At 30.2% G+C, this 23,832-nt stretch carries 24 protein-coding genes; 22 read left to right on the forward strand and 2 right to left on the reverse strand.

The features are described from left to right. The first annotated feature begins 19 nt into the window (after positions 1–19). The 21 genes from BM119_RS01720 to BM119_RS01820 all read left to right on the forward strand — a co-directional run bounded on the left by BM119_RS01720 (position 20) and on the right by BM119_RS01820 (position 21,056). Positions 20–646 (forward strand): hypothetical protein, encoded by a 627-nt coding sequence (locus BM119_RS01720; RefSeq protein WP_090038313.1) that lies wholly within the window; start codon positions 20–22, stop codon positions 644–646. A 153-nt stretch (positions 647–799) separates the two neighbouring features. Further along, positions 800–1,399 (forward strand): Holliday junction branch migration protein RuvA, encoded by a 600-nt coding sequence (ruvA, locus tag BM119_RS01725; RefSeq protein ID WP_090038315.1) that lies wholly within the window; start codon positions 800–802, stop codon positions 1,397–1,399. 13 nt (positions 1,400–1,412) lie between these two features. Beyond that, positions 1,413–2,444 (forward strand): Holliday junction branch migration DNA helicase RuvB, encoded by a 1,032-nt coding sequence (gene ruvB / locus BM119_RS01730; RefSeq protein WP_090038318.1) that lies wholly within the window; start codon positions 1,413–1,415, stop codon positions 2,442–2,444. Between the two features lie 26 nt (positions 2,445–2,470). After that, positions 2,471–3,496 (forward strand): tRNA preQ1(34) S-adenosylmethionine ribosyltransferase-isomerase QueA, encoded by a 1,026-nt coding sequence (gene queA / locus BM119_RS01735; protein ID WP_090038320.1) that lies wholly within the window; start codon positions 2,471–2,473, stop codon positions 3,494–3,496. Between the two features lie 210 nt (positions 3,497–3,706). Next, positions 3,707–4,837: a tRNA guanosine(34) transglycosylase Tgt gene (gene tgt, locus BM119_RS01740; RefSeq protein ID WP_090038323.1), complete on the forward strand. Its 1,131-nt coding sequence runs from the start codon at positions 3,707–3,709 to the stop codon at positions 4,835–4,837. 88 nt (positions 4,838–4,925) lie between these two features. Next, a complete protein-coding gene (yajC, locus tag BM119_RS01745) occupies positions 4,926–5,210 on the forward strand; it encodes a preprotein translocase subunit YajC (protein WP_090038326.1) in 285 nt (94 codons plus the stop codon). Between the two features lie 66 nt (positions 5,211–5,276). Beyond that, complete coding sequence (locus tag BM119_RS01750) at positions 5,277–5,645, forward strand: TIGR04086 family membrane protein (protein WP_090038328.1); 369 nt, start codon at positions 5,277–5,279, stop codon at positions 5,643–5,645. A gap of 189 nt (positions 5,646–5,834) precedes the next feature. Further along, positions 5,835–5,972, forward strand: a complete 138-nt coding sequence (scfA, locus tag BM119_RS01755; RefSeq protein WP_090038330.1) for a six-cysteine ranthipeptide SCIFF — start codon at positions 5,835–5,837, stop codon at positions 5,970–5,972. A gap of 88 nt (positions 5,973–6,060) precedes the next feature. Further along, entirely contained in the window at positions 6,061–7,425 is a 1,365-nt protein-coding gene (gene scfB / locus BM119_RS01760; protein WP_090038331.1) for a thioether cross-link-forming SCIFF peptide maturase, read from the forward strand. A gap of 76 nt (positions 7,426–7,501) precedes the next feature. Beyond that, complete coding sequence (gene secD / locus BM119_RS01765) at positions 7,502–8,755, forward strand: protein translocase subunit SecD (protein ID WP_090038333.1); 1,254 nt, start codon at positions 7,502–7,504, stop codon at positions 8,753–8,755. A 6-nt stretch (positions 8,756–8,761) separates the two neighbouring features. After that, positions 8,762–9,634, forward strand: coding sequence for a protein translocase subunit SecF (secF, locus tag BM119_RS01770; RefSeq protein ID WP_090038335.1), 873 nt, complete (start codon positions 8,762–8,764; stop codon positions 9,632–9,634). Between the two features lie 116 nt (positions 9,635–9,750). Then, complete coding sequence (locus BM119_RS01775; RefSeq protein WP_090038338.1) at positions 9,751–10,584, forward strand: DHH family phosphoesterase; 834 nt, start codon at positions 9,751–9,753, stop codon at positions 10,582–10,584. Positions 10,585–10,623: 39 nt separating this feature from the next. Next, positions 10,624–11,142: an adenine phosphoribosyltransferase gene (locus BM119_RS01780; RefSeq protein WP_090038340.1), complete on the forward strand. Its 519-nt coding sequence runs from the start codon at positions 10,624–10,626 to the stop codon at positions 11,140–11,142. A 133-nt stretch (positions 11,143–11,275) separates the two neighbouring features. Further along, positions 11,276–13,459: a RelA/SpoT family protein gene (locus BM119_RS01785; protein ID WP_090038342.1), complete on the forward strand. Its 2,184-nt coding sequence runs from the start codon at positions 11,276–11,278 to the stop codon at positions 13,457–13,459. Positions 13,460–13,473: 14 nt separating this feature from the next. After that, positions 13,474–13,923, forward strand: coding sequence for a D-aminoacyl-tRNA deacylase (gene dtd, locus BM119_RS01790; RefSeq protein ID WP_090038344.1), 450 nt, complete (start codon positions 13,474–13,476; stop codon positions 13,921–13,923). 17 nt (positions 13,924–13,940) lie between these two features. Continuing rightward, a complete protein-coding gene (locus tag BM119_RS01795; RefSeq protein ID WP_090038347.1) occupies positions 13,941–14,546 on the forward strand; it encodes an MBL fold metallo-hydrolase in 606 nt (201 codons plus the stop codon). Between the two features lie 15 nt (positions 14,547–14,561). Further along, positions 14,562–15,980 (forward strand): coproporphyrinogen III oxidase, encoded by a 1,419-nt coding sequence (locus BM119_RS01800; protein WP_090038348.1) that lies wholly within the window; start codon positions 14,562–14,564, stop codon positions 15,978–15,980. Positions 15,981–15,993: 13 nt separating this feature from the next. Continuing rightward, positions 15,994–17,247 (forward strand): histidine--tRNA ligase, encoded by a 1,254-nt coding sequence (gene hisS / locus BM119_RS01805; protein WP_090038351.1) that lies wholly within the window; start codon positions 15,994–15,996, stop codon positions 17,245–17,247. Positions 17,248–17,263: 16 nt separating this feature from the next. Then, the gene (aspS, locus tag BM119_RS01810) at positions 17,264–19,048 is read left to right on the forward strand and encodes an aspartate--tRNA ligase (RefSeq protein ID WP_090038353.1); all 1,785 of its coding nucleotides are present in this window, start codon (positions 17,264–17,266) and stop codon (positions 19,046–19,048) included. 195 nt (positions 19,049–19,243) lie between these two features. Next, positions 19,244–20,473, forward strand: coding sequence for an aminopeptidase (locus tag BM119_RS01815; protein WP_090038355.1), 1,230 nt, complete (start codon positions 19,244–19,246; stop codon positions 20,471–20,473). Between the two features lie 319 nt (positions 20,474–20,792). Then, positions 20,793–21,056: a metal-sensitive transcriptional regulator gene (locus tag BM119_RS01820; protein ID WP_090038358.1), complete on the forward strand. Its 264-nt coding sequence runs from the start codon at positions 20,793–20,795 to the stop codon at positions 21,054–21,056. A gap of 14 nt (positions 21,057–21,070) precedes the next feature. Here BM119_RS01820 and BM119_RS01825 read toward each other — a convergent pair whose 3' ends face one another. Continuing rightward, positions 21,071–21,520, reverse strand: coding sequence for a threonine/serine exporter family protein (locus BM119_RS01825; protein WP_090038360.1), 450 nt, complete (start codon positions 21,518–21,520; stop codon positions 21,071–21,073). A gap of 2 nt (positions 21,521–21,522) precedes the next feature. Then, positions 21,523–22,290, reverse strand: a complete 768-nt coding sequence (locus BM119_RS01830; RefSeq protein ID WP_090038363.1) for a threonine/serine exporter family protein — start codon at positions 22,288–22,290, stop codon at positions 21,523–21,525. A gap of 176 nt (positions 22,291–22,466) precedes the next feature. Here BM119_RS01830 and glyA point away from each other — a divergent pair, with 176 nt between their 5' ends. Further along, on the forward strand, positions 22,467–23,702 hold the full coding sequence (gene glyA / locus BM119_RS01835; RefSeq protein ID WP_090038366.1) for a serine hydroxymethyltransferase: 1,236 nt from the start codon (positions 22,467–22,469) through the stop codon (positions 23,700–23,702). The last annotated feature ends 130 nt before the right edge of the window (positions 23,703–23,832 follow it).

Raw genomic sequence — 23,832 nt, forward strand, 5'->3', positions numbered from 1 at the left:
TCTTCATGAGGTGATAGTAATGAAGAATAAGAAGAATATTTTTGCTTTTTTCATAGGAATTATACTTATAATATTTCTATTTTCAATAAGTTTTTATTTCACATTTAATAAATTATCTGCAAGAAAAGATAAAAATAATCCAGATGTTGCAGTACAAACAGTGCCAACAGAATTTATTAAGCCTAATGCAAAGATAAATCTATATATAAAGGATAAAAATGGCCAATCTACAAAAGTTGAAAGTGTTGAGTTTAAGGTTGTTATGGATAATCTAGAAGGAGATTATGATCTCAAAGCACTTCAAACATATTACCAAGGGTTAGGCTATTATTATAGAGAATTAGATGAAGATGGATATGCTTTTGAAAAAAGATTTGTACCAAATAGATATTATATAAGCGTATGCAAAGATGAAAAAAACAAAGAAGTTTTAGCTATATTTAAATCTGATGAAGAGGGTAAACTTGAAATAGAGGACGAAAAAAGTGATATAACACAAACATCTATAAATAAAATACCAAAAGAACAAGAAAGAGAATTATATAGAAAAGGATTTGGTGGCGTTGATGACAAGGGTAATGTTGTTAATGAGGGATTCAAAACAAAAGAAGAAGCTTTTGAAGCTTTAAGTGCAATAATATCATAAAAATACCTCTATAAATAAGATTCAGGGTATTAAATGCTATCAATATGATTAGTAAATTATATGAGGTGTTTAATACCTCTTTTTTATTGAATTATCTTTTTTAAAATGTTAAAGTATATTATGGATTACATTTAATAATATGAGGAGGTTATCATGTTTGAGTATATAAGAGGAAAATTTATTTCCATAAGCAAAGATTATATAGTTTTAGAAAATAATAATATAGGTTATAAAATATATACTTCAGGAAACACAATATCTCAAATGCCTCCTGTAGAAGAAATGGTATTGCTTTATACAGAGCAGATAGTAAGGGAAGATTTTATTGGGTTATATGGTTTTTATACAAAGGAAGAACTAGAGATGTTTAAATTACTTATAACTATAAATGGAGTAGGAGCAAAGGCTGCATTGTCATTATTATCTATAAGTAATGTGAATAATTTAAAATATGGAATATTAACAGGAGAAGAAAAATTATTGACAAAGGCTCCTGGTATAGGTAAAAAGATAGCTCAAAGAATTATTCTAGAACTTAAAGACAAGCTAACATGTGAGGACTTATTAAATGAAGAAAAAATAATAGATGGAAATATAGTAACTATTGATAAAAGTAGGATTAATGATGCTTTAGAGGCATTAATGTCTCTTGGATTTAATGAAAAAGAGAGTAATAAGGCATTAGATAATATAGATATGAGTAACTCCTTAGAGGAAATAATTAAAGAGAGTCTAAAATACCTTATGGGCTAAGGAGGGTAATATTTTGGATGAAAGAATAATAACCTCTTCAAACTTAGTAGAGGATAATAATGAATATAGTTTAAGGCCTGAAAACTTAAGAGAATATATAGGCCAAGATAAAGTTAAAGAAAGACTAGAAATATTTATAACTGCAGCTCAAAACAGAAAAGAAGCATTGGATCATGTGTTATTATATGGACCTCCAGGTCTAGGAAAAACTACTTTAGCTAATATAATAGCAAAAGAAATGAGTGGAAACCTTAAAATAACATCTGGACCGGCTATAGAACGGGCTGGGGATTTGGCGGCAATTTTGACAACACTTCAAACTAATGATGTTCTTTTTATAGATGAAATACATAGGTTAAATAGAGCGGTAGAAGAGATATTATATCCAGTAATGGAGGATTATGCTCTAGATATAGTTATAGGTAAGGGTGCTACAGCAAAATCTATAAGAATAGATTTGCCAAAGTTTACCCTTATAGGAGCCACAACAAGGATAGGTTTATTAACAGCACCACTTAGAGATAGGTTTGGTGTTATGTGTGATATGGAATATTATAATGAGGATGAACTTAAAGAGATAATAGTAAGATCAGCTCATATTTTCAAGTGTGAAATAACAGAAGATGGTGCATTAGAAATAGCAAGAAGAAGCAGAGGGACTCCGAGAATAGCCAATAGGTTATTAAAAAGGGTTAGAGACTATGCACAAGTTAAGGGTAAAAACATTATAAATTATAGTGCATCAAAACTTGCATTAGAACTTTTAGAAGTAGATGAAGAAGGCTTTGATAGAATAGACAATAGAATATTAGAGGCAATAGTGGATAATTTTAATGGGGGGCCTGTTGGAATAGAAACTTTAGCATATTTTGTTGGAGAAGAGCTTGATACAATAGAAGATGTATATGAACCGTATTTACTTCAAAAAGGATTTATAATAAGGACAGCTAGAGGACGTGTTGCTACAGATAAAGCTTATGAACATTTAAAAAAACAGAGGGTTCAAAAAATTAGTGATCAAATTTCAATTTTTAATAAACATTAAGGAACGATAAGAAGGTGTAATATATTATGAACGTTAAAGATTTTGATTTTTATTTACCAGAGGAACTTATAGCTCAACATCCCCTAAAAGAAAGAGAAACGTCAAGACTTATGGTTTTGGATAGAAATACAGGGGATATAGATCATAAGCATTTTTATGATGTTTTAAATTACTTTAATGAAGGGGACACTTTAGTATTAAATAATACAAGAGTAATACCAGCAAGGCTTATTGGCGAAAAGGCAGATACCGGTGGTAAAATAGAATTTCTTTTATTAAAAAGAATAGAAGGAGATAAATGGGAGGCTCTAGCTAAACCTGGAAAAAGAGCTAGAGTTGGAAGAGAGTTCACTTTTGGTGATGGAAAATTAAAGGCTACGGTAGTAGAAGTTTTAGAAAACGGAAATAGAATAATTGAATTTTCATATGAAGGAATATTTGAGCAAATACTAGATGACCTTGGACAAATGCCACTGCCACCATATATAACAGAAACTTTAGAGGATAAAGAGAGATATCAAACAGTATACTCTAAGGAAAAAGGATCTGCTGCTGCTCCTACAGCAGGGTTACACTTTACTACAGAACTCTTAGAGAAAATAAAAGAAAAAGGGGTAAATATAGCTTACTTGACACTTCATGTGGGCTTAGGTACTTTTAGACCGGTAAAAGTGGATGTAATAGAAGAACATGATATGCATTCAGAATTTTATTGCTTAGACAAAGAAAATGCAGATATAATCAATAAAACAAAAGAAAGAGGAAATAAGGTTATAGCAGTAGGAACTACTTCATGTAGGACGCTAGAAACTATAGGTGATGGCAATAATAGAGTTCAAGAACAAAGTGGATGGACAGATATTTTTATATATCCAGGATATAAGTTTAAAGTTGTAGATAGATTAATAACTAATTTCCATTTGCCGGAATCCACATTAATAATGCTTGTAAGTGCATTAGCCACTAAAGAAAATGTAATGAATGCATATAGTACTGCAGTAGAAAATAGATATAGATTTTTCAGCTTTGGGGATGCTATGTTTATCAAATAAATTAATAAAATTAAGTGACAAGTTGCAAGTTACAAGTAATAAGTTTATGAAATTGAAAATGAAGGTTTATGCAAAGTCTTCATACAATTATGGGTTTTAATTTTAAAGTGCATATAGTTTTGGAATATATAGTATGGATATTGTAATTTTCAATTTTTAACTTTGACTTCAAAAGGTGATTGAGAGACTAATTTAAGAAGGAGTGGAATAATGTATAAACTACTTAAGAAAAGTGGAAAGGTTAGAAGAGGTGAGTTTCATACTCCTCATGGGGTGATACAGACACCTGTATTTATGAATGTTGGAACTTTAGCAGCTATAAAAGGTGCAGTTTCATCTATGGATTTAAAGGATATAGGATGTCAAGTTGAACTTTCTAATACATATCATTTACATTTAAGACCAGGAGATAAAGTTGTTAGACAAATGGGCGGGCTTCATGAGTTTATGAATTGGGATAGACCAATTCTTACTGATTCAGGTGGATTCCAGGTTTTTTCTTTGGCAGGTCTTAGAAAAATAAAGGAAGAGGGAGTTTACTTTAGTTCTCATATTGATGGAAGAAAAATATTTATGGGACCAGAGGAAAGTATGCAAATTCAAAGTAATTTGGGTTCAACTATAGCCATGGCCTTTGATGAATGTATAGAAATACCTTCTCCACGTGAGTATGTTGAGAAATCTGTAGGAAGAACTGTTAGATGGTTAGAAAGATGTAAAACAGAAATGGATAGATTAAACTCTTTGCCAGACACTGTTAACAATAAACAAATGTTATTTGGAATAAACCAAGGTGCTACATTTAAGGATATAAGAATAGAACATGCTAAAACTATAGCTAAGATGGATTTAGATGGATATGCTATAGGTGGTTTAGCTGTTGGAGAAACTCATGAAGAAATGTACGATATAATAGATACTGTTGTACCATACCTTCCACAAGATAAGCCTATATATTTAATGGGAGTAGGTCTTCCAAGTAATATCTTAGAAGCTGTATCTAGAGGGGTAGATTTCTTTGATTGTGTATTACCAGCTAGAAATGGAAGGCATGGTCATGTGTTTACTAAAGATGGAAAGATAAACATAATGAATGCAAAATTTGAACTAGATGGAAGTCCCATAGATGAAGGATGCCAATGTCCAGCTTGTAAAAATTATACAAGATCATATATAAGACACTTATTTAAGGCAAAAGAAATGTTGGCTATGAGATTATGTGTTCTTCATAATTTATACTTCTATAATAAATTAATGGAAGATATAAGAAATGCAATAGATGGAGATTACTTTGAAGATTTTAAGAAGGAAAAATTAGAGGCTTGGCAAGGAAGAGCTTAGAAAGTTTTTAATTATGTAGTAGCTTTTAGATTAAAATTGAGTTATTATATATTTTGATAAGTTATAAACTGTTAAGGAGGAAAAAATTATGCAACAAATCATGGCTTTTTTACCGTTTATAGTAATGCTTGCGGTATTTTATTTTCTAATTATTTTACCAGAGAATAAAAGAAAGAAAAAATATAGTTCTATGTTAGGTTCTATCAATGTTAATGATGAAATATTAACTAGAGGTGGAATAATAGGTAAAGTAATAAATATAAAAGATGATTATGTAATAGTAGAATCAGGTCCAGATAGAGCAAGATTTAAAATTGTTAAAAATGGAATAGCTGATATTTTAAACACTAAGGAAGAAAATGAAGAGAATTAGAACATAAAAAGAATAAACACCCTTTTTGTTTCATATTAATTAGTAACAAAGGGGGTGTTTTATTTTATGGATAAAAAAGTTCTTATGTTAAATGTAAGCGGAGGAGTATTAAGAGGAGTTATTGTTACGACTATTTTATTGGTTATATATTCAATAGTTATGAATTTTGTTGATGTAACTCCTAAAATAACATCAGTAGTTTACATGGTTACTACTTGTTTAAGTATTTTAGTTGGAGGAGTGTATGCTTCTAAAGTTAATGGAGAAAAGGGCTGGCTTACTGGATTATTAGTAGGTGCTGTATATATGGGAATATTAATAATAGTAACAGCACTTGTTAATAGAGAAATTGATTTTTCTTTACTTATATTAACTCAATTAGCTGTAGCTCTAGGGGTTGGAACATTGGCGGGAATGTTAGGAATAAATTTATAGTGAAAATAGCCGTTAAGTATATGCTTTTTAGTTGATACTTAGTAAAAATTACTGATTTGAGATTATGATTTTAAGACATATGTATATTGAGGATTAATAGTAGAAAGTTATATGTAAAAATTATACTTTAATAAAATAAGTTTTTATGGTATACTTGATGGGAATTTATTTGAATGGAGGAATATAGCAATGAAACATATAAAAACAATCAATAAGGCAAATATAAAAGACAGCTTAAAGAAGCCAGGTTGTAAGGAATGTGCTAACTCTTGCCAATCAGCATGTAAGACTTCTTGTACAGTAGCTAACTTAGAGTGCGAGAACTAGTAGCTTATTTAAGTTAAAACTATAGCTGGCAGTAACTTTTTCAGTTACTGCCTTAAATTTAGTCAAAATAACGAATGGAGGAGTAAAGATGGCATTAATTCATAAATTTAAACAAGATAATGATTATTATGTTATAGATGTAAATACTGGAAGTTTACATATTGTGGACGAGCTAGTTTATGATTTATTAGATGAGAATACATTAAGAAATGAAGAGGAACTTATTTGTGAGTTTTCTAAAAAATATAGTAAAGAAGATATATTAGAGGCTATAGATGATATAAAGGAATTGAAAAAAGAAGGACTTTTATATTCAATAGATTTATATGAGAATATAGCTTTAAATGACAAAACTCAATCCTATATAAAGGCTGTATGCCTAAATATAATTCATGATTGTAATTTGAGATGTAAGTATTGTTTCGCTGATGAGGGTGAATATAAGGGAAAAAGAAAAATGATGAGCGTAGAGGTTGGTAAGAAGGCTATAGATTACGTACTAGCTAAATCAGGACCAAGAAAGAATATAGAAATAGATTTATTTGGAGGGGAACCTCTAATGGCTTTTAATAATATAAAAGAAATAGTAGATTACGGAAGACAACAAGAAAAAATCTACAACAAGAATATAAGATTTACAATGACAACTAATGCAACATTACTAGATGAAGAGAAAATGGAATATTTAGATAAAAATATGGGAAACATAGTATTGTCTATAGATGGAAGAAAAGAAGTAAATGATAAAGTAAGAGTAAGATGTGATGGATCAGGTTCATATGATTCTATACTTCCAAAAATAAAGGAAATGGTTTCAAAAAGAGATAAATCAAAACAATATTATGTTAGAGGAACATTTACAAGAGAAAACACAGATTTTTTCAATGATGTTTTAGCTCTTGCAAATGAAGGGTTTGAAGAGATATCTATAGAGCCTGTTGTATTACCAGATGAGCATGATCTTTCACTTAGAGAAGAGGATCTTGAAACTATATACGGTCAATATGATAAATTATATGACGAGATGTTAAAAAGACACAAAGAAGGAAATGGATTTAAGTTTTATCATTTCAATATAGACCTTAAAGGTGGTCCTTGTGTATATAAGAGAATATCTGGATGTGGAGCTGGTCATGAGTATGTTGCTATAACCCCAGATGGAGAGGTTTATCCTTGTCATCAGTTTGTTGGGAATAAAGATTTCTTATTAGATAATATATATAATGAGAATTTTAATAATGAATTATCTAAAGATTTTAGAAAGGCACATATATATAATAAACCAAAATGTAAAGAATGTTGGGCTAGATTCTATTGTAGTGGTGGATGTCAAGCAAACAACTTTAATTTCAATGGGGATATGAATATACCATATGAAATTGGTTGTAAGATGCAAAAGAAGAGAATTGAATGTGCTATAGCATTAAAAGCTAAACTTATGGAACTTGAATAAGAGCATAACAAAATATTGACTAAATTTTGGTAAAAATATATAATTGACCTATAAGTAGACAGTTAGGGGGAGAATTATGAAAACCAAAGGTAAAAGTTGGATAGCGTTTTTGCTTATAATTTTATTAATAGGTTTCTTTGGATATGCTGGAGCCTATGGAATAAAAATATTTAATGCCTATGAAATATTACCTTTTAGCTCTGTCATAACAAGAGGATTAGATCTTCAAGGTGGAGTGTCTGTTGTGGAGGAAATAACAACAGATGATGGAGAGGTTAAAAGTGAGGACTTAGAAAAAACAAAGAATTTATTAAGTTTAAGAGTAAATAAAATGGGTGTAGCAGAAACTACTGTTGCAACAGAAGGAAGCAATAGAATTAGAGTTGATATACCAGGAAAATTTGAATCTAATTCTATAATAGATACTCTTACAAAAACTGGAGAATTAAAGTTTGTAGGACCAGATAATGAAGTGATTTTAACTGGTAAATCCATAAAAAATGCTACAGCAAGACCGGGACAAACTGGAGAACCTTTAATTGATTTAGAATTTAATGATGAGGGCGTTGAAAAATTTAGAGAGGCAACTCAGAAGTATATAGGACAAAAGATATCAATATATATGGATGAAGAACTTCTAACTGCACCAGTCGTTAAAGCTGTTATAAATGATGGCAAGGCTGTAATTGAAGGTAGTAAATCTTTAGAAGAAGCTAAAACTCAAGCAGGAGTAATTCAATCTGGGTCATTGCCAGTTACGTTAAAGACTGTTTCAGTAAAAACTGTAGGGCCAACGTTAGGAAGTAATGCAATACCAAGTAGTTTAAAAGCTGGAATGGTTGGAGTAGCTATAATATTCATATTTATGATTAGTATTTATAAAGTTCCAGGGATCTTAGGTGATATAGCATTAATTACATATATTTTATTAGTGCTTTATATATTTGCTGCTTTAGGAGTAGTTTTAACATTGCCAGGTATCGCAGGATTTTTACTTACAGTTGGAATGGCTGTAGATGCTAATATACTTATATTTGAAAGAACAAAAGAAGAATTGAAATTAGGGAAATCTGTTAAATCTTCTATAGATGCTGGTTTCCATAGAGCATTATCTTCAATAATAGATTCTAATACAACTACAATGATAGGTGGATTGGTGCTGTATTTCTTCGGATCAGGTGCAGTAAAAGGCTTTGCCATAACGCTTATGATAGGTATACTTGTTTCAATGTTTACGGCTATAACAATGACTAGAACATTAGTTAAGTTGTGGGTGAATATGGGAATGCTAAATAAACCATCATTGTTTGGGGTAAGAAAGAGGGGGTAGAAGATTATGTTGAAAATTATTGAAAAAACAAAAATATGGTTTGCTGCTTCCCTTATAATTATAATTATTGGATTGGGATTTATTATAACTAAAGGGTTTAATTTTGGGATAGACTTCAAGGGTGGAACCCAGGTAGTAATAGATATAGGTAAAGATTTTGATAAGTTTGAAGTTGAAGAAATAATTAAAAATTATGCAAATGATGTTACTACAAATAAAGTTGATGGTAATCAAATAGAGATAAAGAGCAATAATTTAGATAGTAACAAAGTATCCGAAATGTTTAAAGAAATAAAAGATACTTATTCTTTAGAGGATAGTGCACTAATTTCACAGGATGAAATAGGAGCTACTATTGGAAAAGAACTTGCAAAAAAATCTGTAATAGCTCTTATAATATCAACATTAGCTATTTTGATATATGTAGCTATTAGGTTTGAATTTAAATTTGGTAGCGCAGCGGTATTGGCATTAATACATGATGTTTTAATAACCGTAAGTGTATATGCTATATTTCAAATACCAATAAATACACCTTTTATAGCAGCAATACTTAGTATTGTTGGATATTCTATAAATGATACAATAGTAATATTTGATAGAATAAGAGAAAATCAGAAGAAGATGAGGGGTGTGACACCTACAGAGTTAGCAAACGTAAGTATAACACAAACTATTAAAAGATCAATAAATACGTCATTGACTACAGTGATTACGATATCTTGTGTTTATGCGTTTGTTCCATCTATTAGGGATTTTGCATTTCCGTTATTATTAGGTATAATTTGCGGAGCGTATTCCTCCATATTTATAGCTAGTCCATTATGGGTAATATTTAAAAATAAGGGAAAACATAATACTGTGAAATTAAAAAAATAAAAAATAAGACATGGCTTTTAAAACAGCCATGTTTTGTTTTTCAAGAAAAATATTTGTCAAAAGAGGGTTTTTACATTATAATATATTTGTTTTCTAATAATTTGGAGGAGTTAACTATGCACAAAGTTTGGGAGGACAAATGTAGCCCCAATAAAACTTTAGGCCATAATCCATTTTTAATAAATAATATGGATATTGCTATAAATAGAATTGCAAAGGCTATAAATGAGAGAGAAAAAATAGTTGTATACGGTCCCTGTAACGTGGATGGCATATGTTCTATTTCTCTTTTGATGTTATTATTTAAATACTTAAATGCAGATGTAGAATATTATATTTCAGAGGACAAGCAACAAAATATTTCTTCAAAAGTTATCGGAGAACATGTTAGCATGCTAGGAGCTTCTTTAATAATATCTCTAGGATGTATTATAGAATCTATAGAACAAGAGAATTTTATAAAAAAATTGGGGATGGAAGTTATAGCTCTTAACAATTGTGATGTTAAGAATGATTTTGAATCAACACTTATAAAATATAAAAAGGGTTGTATAAGCACTATTACATTTAAGTTAGCTCAAGCAATAGCTGCTTATTATAATATGAAAAGTATAAATAAGTATATAGATTTGGCTATGATTGGTATATATTCTGGAAATGAAGGGATTGTATCAGGTGAAAATAAGGTTTTATTTGATGAGGGAATAAAGTATATTTTAAAAACTAATAATTATGGATTAAGAGCTTTAATGAATTATACAGGAATAAATGTAGCTAATGAGGAAAATATAAATAATATGATATTAGTTATGACTCCAACAAAAAATGCTGTTGGGACAATGGATAATGCAAGAATAGTAGTTGAACTTTTAACTACTAACAACCAATATAGAGCTCATCAAATAGTTAAATATTTAAATAAAGAAGTTAACAACAGTTTGGAATTATAAAATTAAATTACATATTAATATTAAGATGGAGGAATAACTATGAATTTATCAGAGAAAATAAGGGTTGTAGATAATTTCCCTAAGGAAGGAATAAGTTTTAAAGATATAACAACATTAATTGGTGATGGAGAAGCTTTAAAATATACAATAGATATTATAGCTAATAAATTAAAAGAGAAAAATATTGATGTTATTGTTGGACCAGAAGCAAGAGGATTTATCTTTGGAGTACCAGTTGCATATGCATTAGGCGTTGCATTTGTACCAGTTAGAAAACCAGGAAAACTTCCTTGCGAAACAGTAAGTTTAGAATATAATCTAGAGTATGGTACAGATTTTTTAGAAATGCATAAGGATTCAATAAAAAAAGGTCAAAGAGTTGCTATAGTTGATGATTTATTAGCTACTGGAGGAACAATAGCTTCTGTTGCAAAACTTGTTGAACAAGTTGGAGGAGAAGTTGTTTCTATGGATTTTGTAATAGAACTTACAGAACTTAATGGTAGAGATAAATTAGAAGGGTATGATGTTGAAAGTATAGTTCAGTACGACCTTTAATATATGATGATTAGAAAAAAATAGAATTGCAAAATTCTACACAATATTATATAATTTTGTTATATGGTGTAATGGCTGGTTTTATAACCAGCCATTGATATTATGAAGTTTAGTTTAGAGGAGAGAAGTCTAAATGCTGGATAAGTTAATAAGTAAAATCGATAAAAATTGTATTAATGTAGATAAAGAATTGGTAAAAAAAGCATATAACTTAGCGGCTGAGGCTCATAGTATTCAAAAGAGAGAATCGGGAGAGCCTTATTTAGTGCATCCAATTGAAGTGGCATGCATTCTAGCTGAAATGGGCATGGATACAAATACTATAGTTGCAGGGCTTCTTCATGATGTAATAGAAGATACACATTATAGTTATGATGATATAGAGGATATGTTTAATGAAGAAGTAGCAAATCTAGTTGATGGAGTAACAAAACTAGGGAAAATACAATATAAAACTAAGGAAGAGCAGCAAGCTGACAATGTAAGAAAAATGCTTTTAGCAATGACAAAAGACATAAGAGTTATACTTATAAAACTTGCAGACAGACTTCATAATTTAAGAACATTAAAATTTATGCCAATAGAAAAACAAAAACAAAAAGCAAAGGAAACCTTTGATATATATGCACCGTTAGCTCATAGATTAGGTATGTCTAAAATAAAATGGGAATTAGAAGATTTATCTTTTAGATATATGAATCCTAATGAATATTATGATTTAGTAAAACAAATAGCAGAAAAAAGAATAGAACGAGAAGCATATACGTCTAATATAATAAATGATTTGCAAGAAAGATTGTTACTATCTGGTATAGAAACGGATATAGAAGGAAGACCTAAACATTTATATAGTATATATAGAAAAATGACAAATAAGAATAAATCCATAGATCAGATTTTTGATTTAACTGCCATAAGAATTCTTGTTAATAATATAAAGGATTGTTATGCAGTGCTAGGAATTGTTCATACAGTATATAAGCCTATACCTGGGCGTTTTAAAGATTATATAGCTATGCCTAAACCTAATATGTATCAATCTCTTCATACCACTGTTATAGGACCGCAAGGCAAAACCTTTGAAATACAAATAAGAACTTTTGATATGCATAAAACAGCAGAGTATGGTATAGCTGCTCACTGGAAATATAAAGAAGGTCAAAGTGAAAATAATGGAGAGAATTTTGAAAATAAGCTTTCTTGGATAAGAGATATGCTTGAGTGGCAAAGGGAAACATCTGATGCAGAAGAGTTTATGGAAGCATTTAAAATAGATTTGTTTTCAGATGAAGTATTTTTATTTACACCAAAGGGTGTTGTTATAAACTTACCTAATGAAGCAACAGCAATAGATTTTGCATATAGGATACACACAGATATAGGAAATAGGTGTATTGGAGCTAAAGTTAATGGAAAGATGGTTCCACTAGACTATCACTTGAAAACAGGAGAGATAGTAGAGATTTTGACATCATCAACTCCAAAAGGACCAAGTATTGACTGGCTTAATATTGTAAAATCTAATCAAGCAAAAAGTAAAATTAGATCATGGTTTAAGAAACAGAAAAGAGAAGAAAATATACTTAAGGGTAAAGATATATTAGAAAAAGAATCAAAGAAACAGGGTTACAATTTTGGAGAATTAACAAAGACTACAACATTCCAAAAGATGATAAAAAAATATAACTTTAATTCTATTGATGACTTATATGCTGTGGTTGGTAGTGGAACTGCTTTACCATCTGCAATAGTATCAAAACTAAAAGAAGAGATAGAAAGCACTAAATCTAAAGAAGAAGTGAATTCTGAAACACTAAAGAAAGTAGAAGAAAAGTTAAATAATAATGCCAACTCAAATAAAAATCAAAATATTGGGGTAACGGTAAAGGGATTAACCAATGTTATGGTTAGATTTGCTAAATGCTGCAATCCAGTTCCTGGAGATAATATAATAGGTTATACAACAAAGGGAAGAGGAATATCAGTTCATAGAAAAGATTGCAAAAATATATATGCAATTTCCGATTATGACAAGAGTAGATTTGTAGAAGTAGGTTGGGGTAATTCATCTAAAGGAGATTATATAACAGAAATACAGGTTCAAAGTGATGATAGAAATGGAATTTTAGCAGATATTATGATTATAATTACAGAGCTTAAGATACATCTTGAGACTGTAAATGCTAAAACTAATAAGGAAAGTATTTGTGTTGCAAATGTAAAAATGAAAATTACTAATGTAGACGAACTTAAGGAACTTATAAAGAGATTAAAAGGTGTAAAAGGTGTTATTGAAGTATATAGAGTTAAAAATTAGAGAGGTTGATATTTATGAGAGCTATAGTACAAAGAGTTTTATCTTCTAGTGTTACAGTTGATGGAGAAATAGTGGGAAAAATAAATAAAGGCTTTAATGTTCTTTTAGGAATACAAAAAGAAGATACAGAGGATGATATAAATTACTTAGTAAGAAAAATAGTAAACCTTAGGGTTTTTAATGATGAAAATGATAAAATGAATTTATCATTAAATGATGTAAAAGGGGAACTATTAATAGTTTCCCAATTTACTTTGTATGGGGATTGTAGGAAAGGGAACAGGCCAAACTTCATGTCAGCATTAGGCGGAGATGAAGCAAAGAAACTTTATGAATGCTTTGTGGAAGAGTGTAGGAAAAGTGGATTGAAAGTTGAAACAGGTGTATTTGCAGCGGATATGAATGTGTCTATTGAGAATGATGGACCAGTTACATTATTATTAGAAAGTAAGAAGACTTTTTAAAATTTGGAGGTATGGTTATGTTAATTAAAAGAATACCAGCAGGAATATATGCAGCAAATTGTTATATAGTAATGGACGAAAATACTAAAGATACAATTGTAATAGATATTGGTGGAGATGTAGATGATATAATAAAAGAGCTTAGAAATCTTAAGGCTAATCTAAAAGCAATATTGTTAACTCACGGACATGTTGATCATGTAAGTGGAGTGTTGGAGTTGAAAAGAGAGTATGATGTTCCAGTTTACTTAAGTTCAAAAGATGAAGAACTTATGATAAAGAATACTTATATATATGGAAATTTTGGAGATAAAAGAGCTGACTATTCTTTAAATCAAGGAGATAAATTAAAGATTGGATCTTTAAATATTCAGGTTATAGCAACACCAGGTCACACCCCAGGAGGAGTTTGCTTTTTAATAGAAAATGATTTGTTTACTGGGGATACTTTGTTTTATGGATCTGTAGGTAGATCAGATTTAGAGGGTGGAGATCATATAGAACTTATAAATAATATTAAGAGTAAACTTGTAGTATTATCAGATGATATAAAAGTTTATTGTGGACATGGACCATCAACTACTATAGGAAAAGAAAAACAAATAAATCCATTTTTAAGATAAAAAGCAGGAGATGTCATGGTGAAAATAGTATTAAATAATGAAAAATTTAGGTATGATATATATCAAATAGTAAATTTATATTATGGTTTTCAAGATATAAAATTTGTAGATGATGACGGAGATTTCTACATTAATATAGATGAAAATAGTATGGAAATAAAGGGTATAACATTAGAAAAGACTTATGAATTAAAAAATAATATTAAAGATAATGTTAAAGAAGGTGTATTTAGATATTTTTGTGATTTGACCAACAAAAATCTACCTTGGGGTACATTAGTTGGTATAAGGCCAAGTAAAATAGCACTAACTTTATTACAAGAAAATAAATCAGAAAAAGAAATTGTTCAATATTTTAAAGATAAGTATCTAGCAATTGAAGAAAAAGCTAAACTATGTATAGATGTTGCAAAATATGAAGATAAGTTTATTAATAATAAAAAAGATAAGGTAAGTATTTATATAGGAATGCCATTTTGTCCTACAAGATGCTTATATTGCTCATTTACATCAAATCCAATAGCTTCTAATAAAAAACTTGTAGATCCATATTTAGATGCACTAATTAAAGAAATAATAGCATTAGGTGCATATGTAAAAGAAAAGAATTTAGAAGTTGAATGTGTGTATTTTGGAGGGGGAACTCCAACAGCTGTAAATGATAAGCAGTTTGAAAGATTAATGGTAGAAATATATAATAATCTTATCAAGGATAAAATTATAGGGGAATTCACAGTAGAATGTGGAAGACCAGATAGTATAACTAAAGAAAAGCTTACAACCATGAAGAAATATGAGGTTAGTAGGATAAGTATAAATCCTCAAACTATGAATGATTCTACATTAAAGGCCATAGGAAGGAATCACTCCTCTACACTTGTAAAAGAAGTGTTTAAAGAAGCTAGAGATATGGGATTTGATAATATAAATATGGATTTAATAGTAGGATTACCAGGAGAAAGAACTTTACAAGTTGAAAAATCATGTGATGAAATCTTAAAATTAGAACCAGATTCATTAACAATACATGGTATGTCTGTAAAAAGGGCATCTAGACTTTATGAACAAATTTGCTTGAAAAAAGAGTTCTCAATTCCCGAACAAGAGGAATTAAACCATATGTATAATTTAACTAAGGAATTAGCTAATAAATTATATATGAAGCCGTACTATATGTATAGACAGAAAAATATGGTTGGGAATATGGAGAATGTAGGGTATTCTAAAGTTGAAAAAGAAGGAATATACAACATTCAAATGATAGAGGAACATCAAACTATAATAGCATTAGGGGCAGATGCTGTATCTAAAGTTGTATTTTTAGATGAAAATAGGATTGAGAGATTTGCAAATGTTAAGGATGTTAGGGAATATATATCTAGAATTGATGAAATGATTTATAAGAAGCAGCAACTGCTTAATACTTTATATTAGGAGGAATTTTCACATGGAAAAGATGCAAAAACCAAAAGGTACTAATGACATGCTTCATGTTGATGCATATAAATGGCAATATGTAGAAAATAGTCTTAAAAACTTAGCAGAAGAGTATGGAATAAGAGAAATAAGGACTCCTATATTTGAACATACAGAACTTTTTTCAAGAGGAGTTGGAGAAACTACAGATGTGGTTCAAAAAGAAATGTATACTTTTGAAGACAAGGGTGGAAGAAGTGTAACATTAAAGCCAGAAGGAACTGCTGGAACAGTTAGAGCCTTTATACAGCATTCTGTATATGCAGATGCGCAACCAACTAAAATGTATTATTTTACACCTGTATTTAGATATGAGAATGTCCAAAAAGGACGTCTTAGACAACATCATCAATTTGGTGTTGAAATGTTTGGAGCTAAAGAAGCTTCTATGGATGCAGAAATAATATCCTTAGCAATGAGAGCTTTTAAAGAGTTCGGAGTTAAGGATTTAAGTCTTAATATTAACAGCATAGGATGTCCTAAATGTAGAAACAAATATAACGAAGCATTGAAAGAATTTTTAAATCAAAACTATGATGAATTATGTGGTACTTGTAAATCTAGATTTGAGAAAAATCCTATGAGAATTTTAGATTGTAAAGAAAAAAAGTGCAAAGAAATAAATAAAAACGCACCTGTTATATTAGATTATATATGTGAAGAGTGCCAAGATCATTTTGATAATTTAAAAAGATATTTAGAAGTTATGGGGATAGAATATAAGATTGACCCATACATAGTAAGAGGATTGGATTATTACACAAAAACAGTATTTGAAGTAATAAATAAGGATATAACTGTTTGTGGTGGAGGAAGATATGATAAGCTTATAGAAGAAATTGGAGGACCAGATATGCCAGCAGTTGGATTTGGTATGGGACTTGAAAGGCTTCTTATGACATTGGAAGAAGAAAATATAGAAATTCCGAAGCCAGATCTTTTAGATTTATATATAGGATCAATGGGAGATGTAGCAAATCTTCAAAGCTTTAATATAATATACAATTTGAGAAAATTAGGATTAAGCTGTGACGGGGATCACATGAAGAAAAGTGTAAAAGCTCAGATGAAGTTTGCAAACAAGCTGGAGGCTAATTATTCAATAATATTAGGTGATGATGAGCTTTCAAATAAAAAAGCAAATCTTAAAAGAATGAGTGATGGAGAAATCTTTGAAGTGGATTTAACTAATTTACAACAATTAGTTGATATAATCAAAAAGTAAACTAGGAGGAGTAGCCATGGGTGAAGCGCTAAATGGGGTCAAACGTACTATAATGTGCGGAGACTTAAGAGAATCTCATATAGGTAATAAAGTTACTGTCATGGGATGGGTCCAAAGAAAGAGAAATCTTGGGGGATTAATCTTTATAGATTTAAGAGATAGAGAAGGAATTCTTCAAGTAGTGTTTGGAGAAGCAATAAATAATGAAGCTTTTATAAAGGCTGATACTGTAAAATCAGAGTACTGTATAGCTGTTACGGGGGATATTGTAAAAAGAGAATCAATAAATGAAAATATGCCAACAGGTATGGTAGAATTAAAAGGAGAGAACATAAAGATTCTTTCAGAGTCTGAAACACCTCCAATATATATAAAAGAAAATTTAGATGCATCAGAAGCTATAAGGTTAAAGTATAGATACTTAGATTTAAGAAGACCAGATATGCAAAATATCTTTAAAATAAGACATAGAACAGCTAAAGCTATAAGAGACTTCTTAGATAAAGAAGAGTTCCTTGAAATGGAAACTCCTATGCTTACAAAAAGTACTCCAGAAGGAGCAAGGGATTATTTAGTTCCAAGTAGAAATTATCCAGGAATGTTTTATGCATTACCTCAATCTCCACAATTATTTAAGCAATTACTTATGGTATCAGGTTACGATAAGTATTTCCAAATAGTTAAGTGTTTTAGAGATGAAGATTTAAGAGCTAATAGACAACCAGAGTTTACTCAGGTGGACCTTGAAATGTCTTTTGTTGAGCAAGATGATGTTATTTCATTAAACGAAAGATTGATAAAACATGTATTTAAAGAAGTTATAGATTTAGATATAAAGCTTCCTATAAAAAGAATGCCATTTGCAGAAGCAATGAGTAAATATGGTAGTGATAAACCAGATTTAAGATTCGGAATGGAAATAAAAAATTTAACAGAAGCTGTTAAAGGTTGTGAATTTAAGGTATTCAATGATGCTTTAGCTAATGGAGGATCTGTAAGAGGTTTAACTGTTGAAGGTGGAGCTTCTATGGGTAGAAAAGACATAGATAGATTAGGTGAGTTTGTAAAAACTTATAAAGCTAAAGGATTAGCATGGATACAATACAAAGAAGAAGGTATAAAATCACCTATAGCTAAATTCTTAAAAGAAGAAGAAATTAATGCTATTATAGAAAAGGCTGAAGCTAAAGTTGGAGACTTAATATTAATAGTTGCTGATAAAAATAGTGTAGTATTACAGTCATTAGGTGCATTAAGATTAGAATTAGCTAAAAAACTTGATTTAATAAAAGATAAAAATGAGTTTAATTTTGTATGGATAACAGAGTTTGCACTTCTAGAATACAATGAAGAAGAAGGAAGATATTCCGCAGCTCACCATCCATTTACAATGCCTATGGATGAAGATATAGAATATCTTGATAGTGATCCAGGTAGAGTAAGAGCTAAAGCATATGACCTAGTATTAAATGGTGAAGAGCTAGGTGGCGGTAGTATAAGAATACATGATACAAAACTTCAAGAGAAGATGTTTAATGTATTAGGATTTACAAGTGAATCTGCATGGGAAAGATTTGGATTCTTACTGGAATCATTTAAATATGGTCCACCACCACATGGTGGATTAGCATTTGGTCTTGATAGAATGGTTATGTTCCTTGCAGGAACTGATAACATAAAAGATGTTATAGCATTCCCTAAGAATCAAAATGCATTCTGTCCATTAACAGAAGCACCAAATGTAGCTGATGAAAAACAGTTAAATGAACTTGGTATAGAAATACAAAAAACTGAAGAGTAAAAACAAAAATCCGTATCGGTACTTTGCTGATACGGATTATTTTGCTTTAGATACATGGAAAAAATAAATATGTAGATAGCTTTGAGAAGCATTTTGTCTGGAGTTAATAGTGACGTAGACACTTTTTTATTTATATGTCTAAAAAGGTAAAATTTGTGATATAATAATTTTAATAATGGTGAGGGGGAATTTTTAATGAATAAGGATTTATTAAAAAAATATGCAGAGTTAACAGTAAGAACAGGAATAAATATTCAAAAAAATCAAATTCTACATATAAATGCCACAATAGATTGTATAGAATTTGTAAGATTTATAGCAGAGAGTGCTTATGATGCAGGAGCAGAAAATGTTATAGTGGATTATGTAGATGAAGAATTGAGTTTAATGAAGTACAAAAAAGCTCCTAAAGAAAGCTTTTCTAAGATGCCAACATATGCAGCTATAGGTAGAACAGCATTAGCTAAAGAAGAAGGAGCAGCCTTTTTAAGTATATCCTCTAGAAATCCAGAATTATTAAAGGATATTGATCCTAAATTAGTAGCAGAAGCTAACAAAGCTAATAGCACAGCATTTAAAGAATTCTATGAATGTGTAATGGGTGATAATAATCAATGGTGTGTTGTTGCTGTGCCAACAGAGGCCTGGGCTAAAAAAGTTTTTCCTAATTTAGATACAGATGAAGCTGTGGAAAAATTGTGGGAACAAATATTTAAAATAGTGAGGGTGGATAAAGAAGCTCCAGTTGAAGCATGGAATAAGCATTTAAGCAATTTACAAGAAAAACGTACTTTTTTAAACAAAAAGAGATTTAAATATTTATATTACAAATCAGAAGGAACAGATTTAACTATAGAGTTACCAACCAAGCATCAATGGTTAGGTGGAGCAGATAAGTCTACTAAAGAAATTACTTTTGTTGCTAATATGCCAACAGAAGAAGTATTTACTTTGCCATTAAAAACAGGGGTTAATGGTTATGTTAAGAGTACAAAACCATTAATATATGGAGGAAATGTAATTGACAACTTTGTATTGACTTTTAAACATGGAAAAGTTGTTGATATAAAAGCTGAAAAAGGATATGAGATTTTGAAAAATTTAATTGAAACAGATGAGGGATCTCATTATCTGGGCGAGGTAGCTTTAGTTCCATATAGTTCGCCTATTTCTGAAAGCAATATAATATTCTTTAATACTTTATTTGATGAAAATGCATCTTGTCACTTAGCATTAGGAAGTGCATACTCAAGTTGTATAGAAGGATTTACTAGTTTAAGTGAAGAAGAGAAGAAGACACAAGAAGTCAATAACTCATTAAATCATGTTGATTTTATGATAGGATCTAAAGAATTAAATATTATTGGTGAAACTGTTGATGGAGAGAAGATTCAAATATTTAAAGATGGCAATTGGGCATTTTAAATTAAAATAAATTGAAATGAGAGGAGGTTAAGATACCCCCTCTTATTTCTTGTCTGTATTTAATCTATAATTAAAGTCTAAAATTAAACATGTATAGTCCTTTTAAGTTGAAAGCTTCCTTAAGTAACAAGTTTGGGAGGCTTTTGTTCGCGATGTTCTTGAAAACTTAGAATTTAATTTTTTTATTTTAGATTTTCAACCTCGACTTGTCACTTATAACTAAGAAATGTATTTTCTTTAGGGGAATTTGTAATAATAAATAAAGAATGATATAATTTGTGTATACTATATAGGGGTATATATAAGGAGTGAATTTACTATGGATTCAAAAAAACAAGCGCTAAAAAAGGATGTATTAGTTAGGTTAAGAAGGATAGAAGGACAGGTAAAAGGCATACAAAATATGGTTGATAAAGAAGTATGTTGCAAGGAAGTATTAGTGCAAGTAGCAGCAGTAAGGGCGGCTATGAACAAGGTAGGAGGGCTTATGCTCGAAAATTATGCCTATAACTGTATGGAATTTGATGAAGAAGATGAGAAGGTACAACAATTAATAAGCGCATTAGTAATGTTTTTAAAATAACTAAAAAGAAAGCCTTAGGAATGTTTTCCTAAGGCTTTCTTCAATTTTGAATAATTTACAAATCTGGCTACAGAAGATGTTAAAAGAACACCTATAGCTATTGCTCCAGCACAAGACAAGGTGTTTATACCTAGTTCTAATGAACGGGATGCATTTCCCTCTATTGATGCATACATTGTATGGTACATGCCGCCCCCAGGAACTAAAGGGATTAAAGCACACACAACAAATGTTGTAACTGGGGATTTAAGTCTTCGTGCAGATATTTCAGAATAAGCACTAAGAGCAATAGAACCGAAAAAGAGACCTGTTATATTAGAACAATTTAGGCTTAATGCTATTTCATATACAAACCATCCTAGCCCACCACCAACGGTAGCAGCTCTTAGGTTTTTTCCTTTTATATTAAATAATATTCCGAAGCAGAAAGTTGCAACTAAAGCATAAAATGAGTTTAAAAACATAATTAAAAACCTCCTATATAAGTAAACCATATTTTAAGAATTATACCTGTCCCTGTAGCTATTCCTACAGCTATAAGAAAGGCCTCTAGGGCTCTAGCTAAAGCAGCTAATAAATCACCAGCTATGGTGTCTCTTATTGCATTAGTTATAGCAAGTCCAGGAACTAATAGCATAAGAGAGCCTATAATTATAGTATCAACATTGTGACCAAAACCTAAGTATGTACTTATTAAAGTTAATAATGCAGTTAAACCACCGCCGAATAAGTTTATAAAAAAATCATTAATTTTATATTTTGCCATAAAACTACAGGTATATTTTAGAAGTAAACCTATAAAAAATGATACTATTCCATCGTTTACTGAACCACCAAATAATAAAGTGAAGGATGCAGCTGCTAGTGCACCACAAAAATTAGACAAAGCTTCACCGTATCTAGGGTCTTCTTCTATCTTTAGTAATTTTTCTTTTACTTCATCAGCTGTTAATCCACTTACTTTAATGTTTCTTGAAAGATCATTAACTTGAGATATCTTTTCTAAGTTTACTGTTCTAAACTTTACTCTCCTTACAAGAGAAGTTGTCTGACCAAATCTATCTGAAACCGATACCATTATTCCCGTAGTTGTAACAAAACTATCACAATCATCTATACCAAAAGCGGTACAAATCCTAAGAATAGTTTCTTCTACTCTATAGGTTTCGCCGCCATTTTCAAGTATTATTCTACCAGCTTCTGTGGCAATATGAAGAATTTTATTTATATCCATGTATACTACCTCTAAAATTAAATATTTATCTAAGATATTATAGCATATTTTTTAGTATAAACAGCATTTCTTAAAATAAACAATTTTCCGACAAGTAACAATAGTTCTTGATGAATCTTGTCATTGGATATATAATAAAAGTATAAAATGTATTGTTTTCCAAGGGAGGATGTAAAATGAATTTTAATAATTTACAACAGGTGGATAAAGATGTCTTAGACATAATGAACGAGGAGATAAAAAGACAAGAGTATAACATAGAACTTATAGCATCTGAAAATTTTGTTTCAAAAGCTGTTATGGAGGCAATGGGGTCTCCAATGACTAACAAGTATGCAGAAGGATATCCTCATAAAAGATATTATGGTGGATGTGAAGTTGTGGACAAGGTAGAAGACTTAGCTAGAGATAGAATGAAACAACTTTTTAATGCTGAGCATGCTAATGTTCAACCACATTCAGGTTCACAAGCAAATATGGCAGTTTATTTTACAGTACTTAATCCAGGAGATACAGTACTTGGAATGAATTTAAGCCATGGTGGACATTTAACTCATGGAAGTCCTGTGAATTTTTCAGGAAAGTTATTTAACTTTGTATCTTATGAAGTGGATAAAGAAAAAGAAGTAATAGATTATAATGAAGTAAGAAAATTAGCAATAGAACATAAACCTAAGCTAATTGTAGCTGGAGCTTCTGCTTATGCAAGAGTTATAGATTTTAAGAAATTTAGAGAAATAGCAGATGAAGTCGGTGCTTATTTAATGGTTGATATGGCACATATAGCAGGATTAGTAGCAACAGGACACCATCCATCACCAGTACCTTATGCAGATTTTGTTACAACAACAACACATAAGACGTTAAGAGGACCAAGAGGTGGAGCTATTCTATGTAAAGAAAAGTATGCTAAGGAATTAGATAAAACTATATTCCCAGGAATGCAAGGCGGACCTTTAATGCATGTTATAGCTGCTAAAGCAGTATGTTTTAAGGAAGCTTTACAAGATGATTTTAAAAACTACATAGATGAAGTAGTAAAAAATTCTAAAGTATTTGCAGAAGAACTTATAAAATATGGCTTTAGATTGGTATCAAATGGTACTGACAATCATTTAGTGTTAGTTGATTTAACTAATAAAAATATAACAGGTAAGGAGGCTGAAAAGCTTCTTGACACTGTAGGTATAACTGTAAATAAGAATACAATACCATTTGAAACAAGAAGTCCTTTTATAACATCAGGTATAAGAGTTGGTACAGCTGCAGTAACTTCAAGAGGATTTAAAGCAGAAGATATGAGAGAAGTTGCTAGAATAATGAATTATGTTATAGAACATAGAGAAGATGATTTATCAAGTGTAAGACAAGAAGTTATAGATTTATGTTCTAAATATCCATTATATAAATAATAAATATAGTATAATTTAGGGGGTAAGTTAATTACCCCCTAAATTTAATTTTATCGTATATGAGACTATAGAAATTTTTGATGCTAAAATGCTGAAAGCCTAGGGTTAAACAGTTCTTTAAGCAGTGACA

This window comes from Clostridium frigidicarnis (genome assembly GCF_900111985.1).
Classification (GTDB): Bacteria; Bacillota; Clostridia; order Clostridiales; family Clostridiaceae; genus Clostridium_Z; species Clostridium_Z frigidicarnis.

What these genes read in the sequence shown, in the direction of transcription:
- BM119_RS01720 (WP_090038313.1), top strand. Translation starts at nt 20, where the DNA reads ATGAAGAATAAGAAGAATATTTTTGCTTTTTTCATAGGAATTATACTT.
- ruvA (WP_090038315.1), top strand. Translation starts at nt 800, where the DNA reads ATGTTTGAGTATATAAGAGGAAAATTTATTTCCATAAGCAAAGATTAT.
- queA (WP_090038320.1), top strand. Translation starts at nt 2,471, where the DNA reads ATGAACGTTAAAGATTTTGATTTTTATTTACCAGAGGAACTTATAGCT.
- tgt (WP_090038323.1), top strand. Translation starts at nt 3,707, where the DNA reads ATGTATAAACTACTTAAGAAAAGTGGAAAGGTTAGAAGAGGTGAGTTT.
- yajC (WP_090038326.1), top strand. Translation starts at nt 4,926, where the DNA reads ATGCAACAAATCATGGCTTTTTTACCGTTTATAGTAATGCTTGCGGTA.
- BM119_RS01750 (WP_090038328.1), top strand. Translation starts at nt 5,277, where the DNA reads ATGGATAAAAAAGTTCTTATGTTAAATGTAAGCGGAGGAGTATTAAGA.
- scfA (WP_090038330.1), top strand. Translation starts at nt 5,835, where the DNA reads ATGAAACATATAAAAACAATCAATAAGGCAAATATAAAAGACAGCTTA.
- scfB (WP_090038331.1), top strand. Translation starts at nt 6,061, where the DNA reads ATGGCATTAATTCATAAATTTAAACAAGATAATGATTATTATGTTATA.
- secD (WP_090038333.1), top strand. Translation starts at nt 7,502, where the DNA reads ATGAAAACCAAAGGTAAAAGTTGGATAGCGTTTTTGCTTATAATTTTA.
- secF (WP_090038335.1), top strand. Translation starts at nt 8,762, where the DNA reads ATGTTGAAAATTATTGAAAAAACAAAAATATGGTTTGCTGCTTCCCTT.
- BM119_RS01775 (WP_090038338.1), top strand. Translation starts at nt 9,751, where the DNA reads ATGCACAAAGTTTGGGAGGACAAATGTAGCCCCAATAAAACTTTAGGC.
- BM119_RS01780 (WP_090038340.1), top strand. Translation starts at nt 10,624, where the DNA reads ATGAATTTATCAGAGAAAATAAGGGTTGTAGATAATTTCCCTAAGGAA.
- BM119_RS01785 (WP_090038342.1), top strand. Translation starts at nt 11,276, where the DNA reads ATGCTGGATAAGTTAATAAGTAAAATCGATAAAAATTGTATTAATGTA.
- dtd (WP_090038344.1), top strand. Translation starts at nt 13,474, where the DNA reads ATGAGAGCTATAGTACAAAGAGTTTTATCTTCTAGTGTTACAGTTGAT.
- BM119_RS01795 (WP_090038347.1), top strand. Translation starts at nt 13,941, where the DNA reads ATGTTAATTAAAAGAATACCAGCAGGAATATATGCAGCAAATTGTTAT.
- BM119_RS01800 (WP_090038348.1), top strand. Translation starts at nt 14,562, where the DNA reads ATGGTGAAAATAGTATTAAATAATGAAAAATTTAGGTATGATATATAT.
- hisS (WP_090038351.1), top strand. Translation starts at nt 15,994, where the DNA reads ATGGAAAAGATGCAAAAACCAAAAGGTACTAATGACATGCTTCATGTT.
- aspS (WP_090038353.1), top strand. Translation starts at nt 17,264, where the DNA reads ATGGGTGAAGCGCTAAATGGGGTCAAACGTACTATAATGTGCGGAGAC.
- BM119_RS01815 (WP_090038355.1), top strand. Translation starts at nt 19,244, where the DNA reads ATGAATAAGGATTTATTAAAAAAATATGCAGAGTTAACAGTAAGAACA.
- BM119_RS01820 (WP_090038358.1), top strand. Translation starts at nt 20,793, where the DNA reads ATGGATTCAAAAAAACAAGCGCTAAAAAAGGATGTATTAGTTAGGTTA.
- BM119_RS01825 (WP_090038360.1), bottom strand. Translation starts at nt 21,520, where the DNA reads ATGTTTTTAAACTCATTTTATGCTTTAGTTGCAACTTTCTGCTTCGGA.
- BM119_RS01830 (WP_090038363.1), bottom strand. Translation starts at nt 22,290, where the DNA reads ATGGATATAAATAAAATTCTTCATATTGCCACAGAAGCTGGTAGAATA.
- glyA (WP_090038366.1), top strand. Translation starts at nt 22,467, where the DNA reads ATGAATTTTAATAATTTACAACAGGTGGATAAAGATGTCTTAGACATA.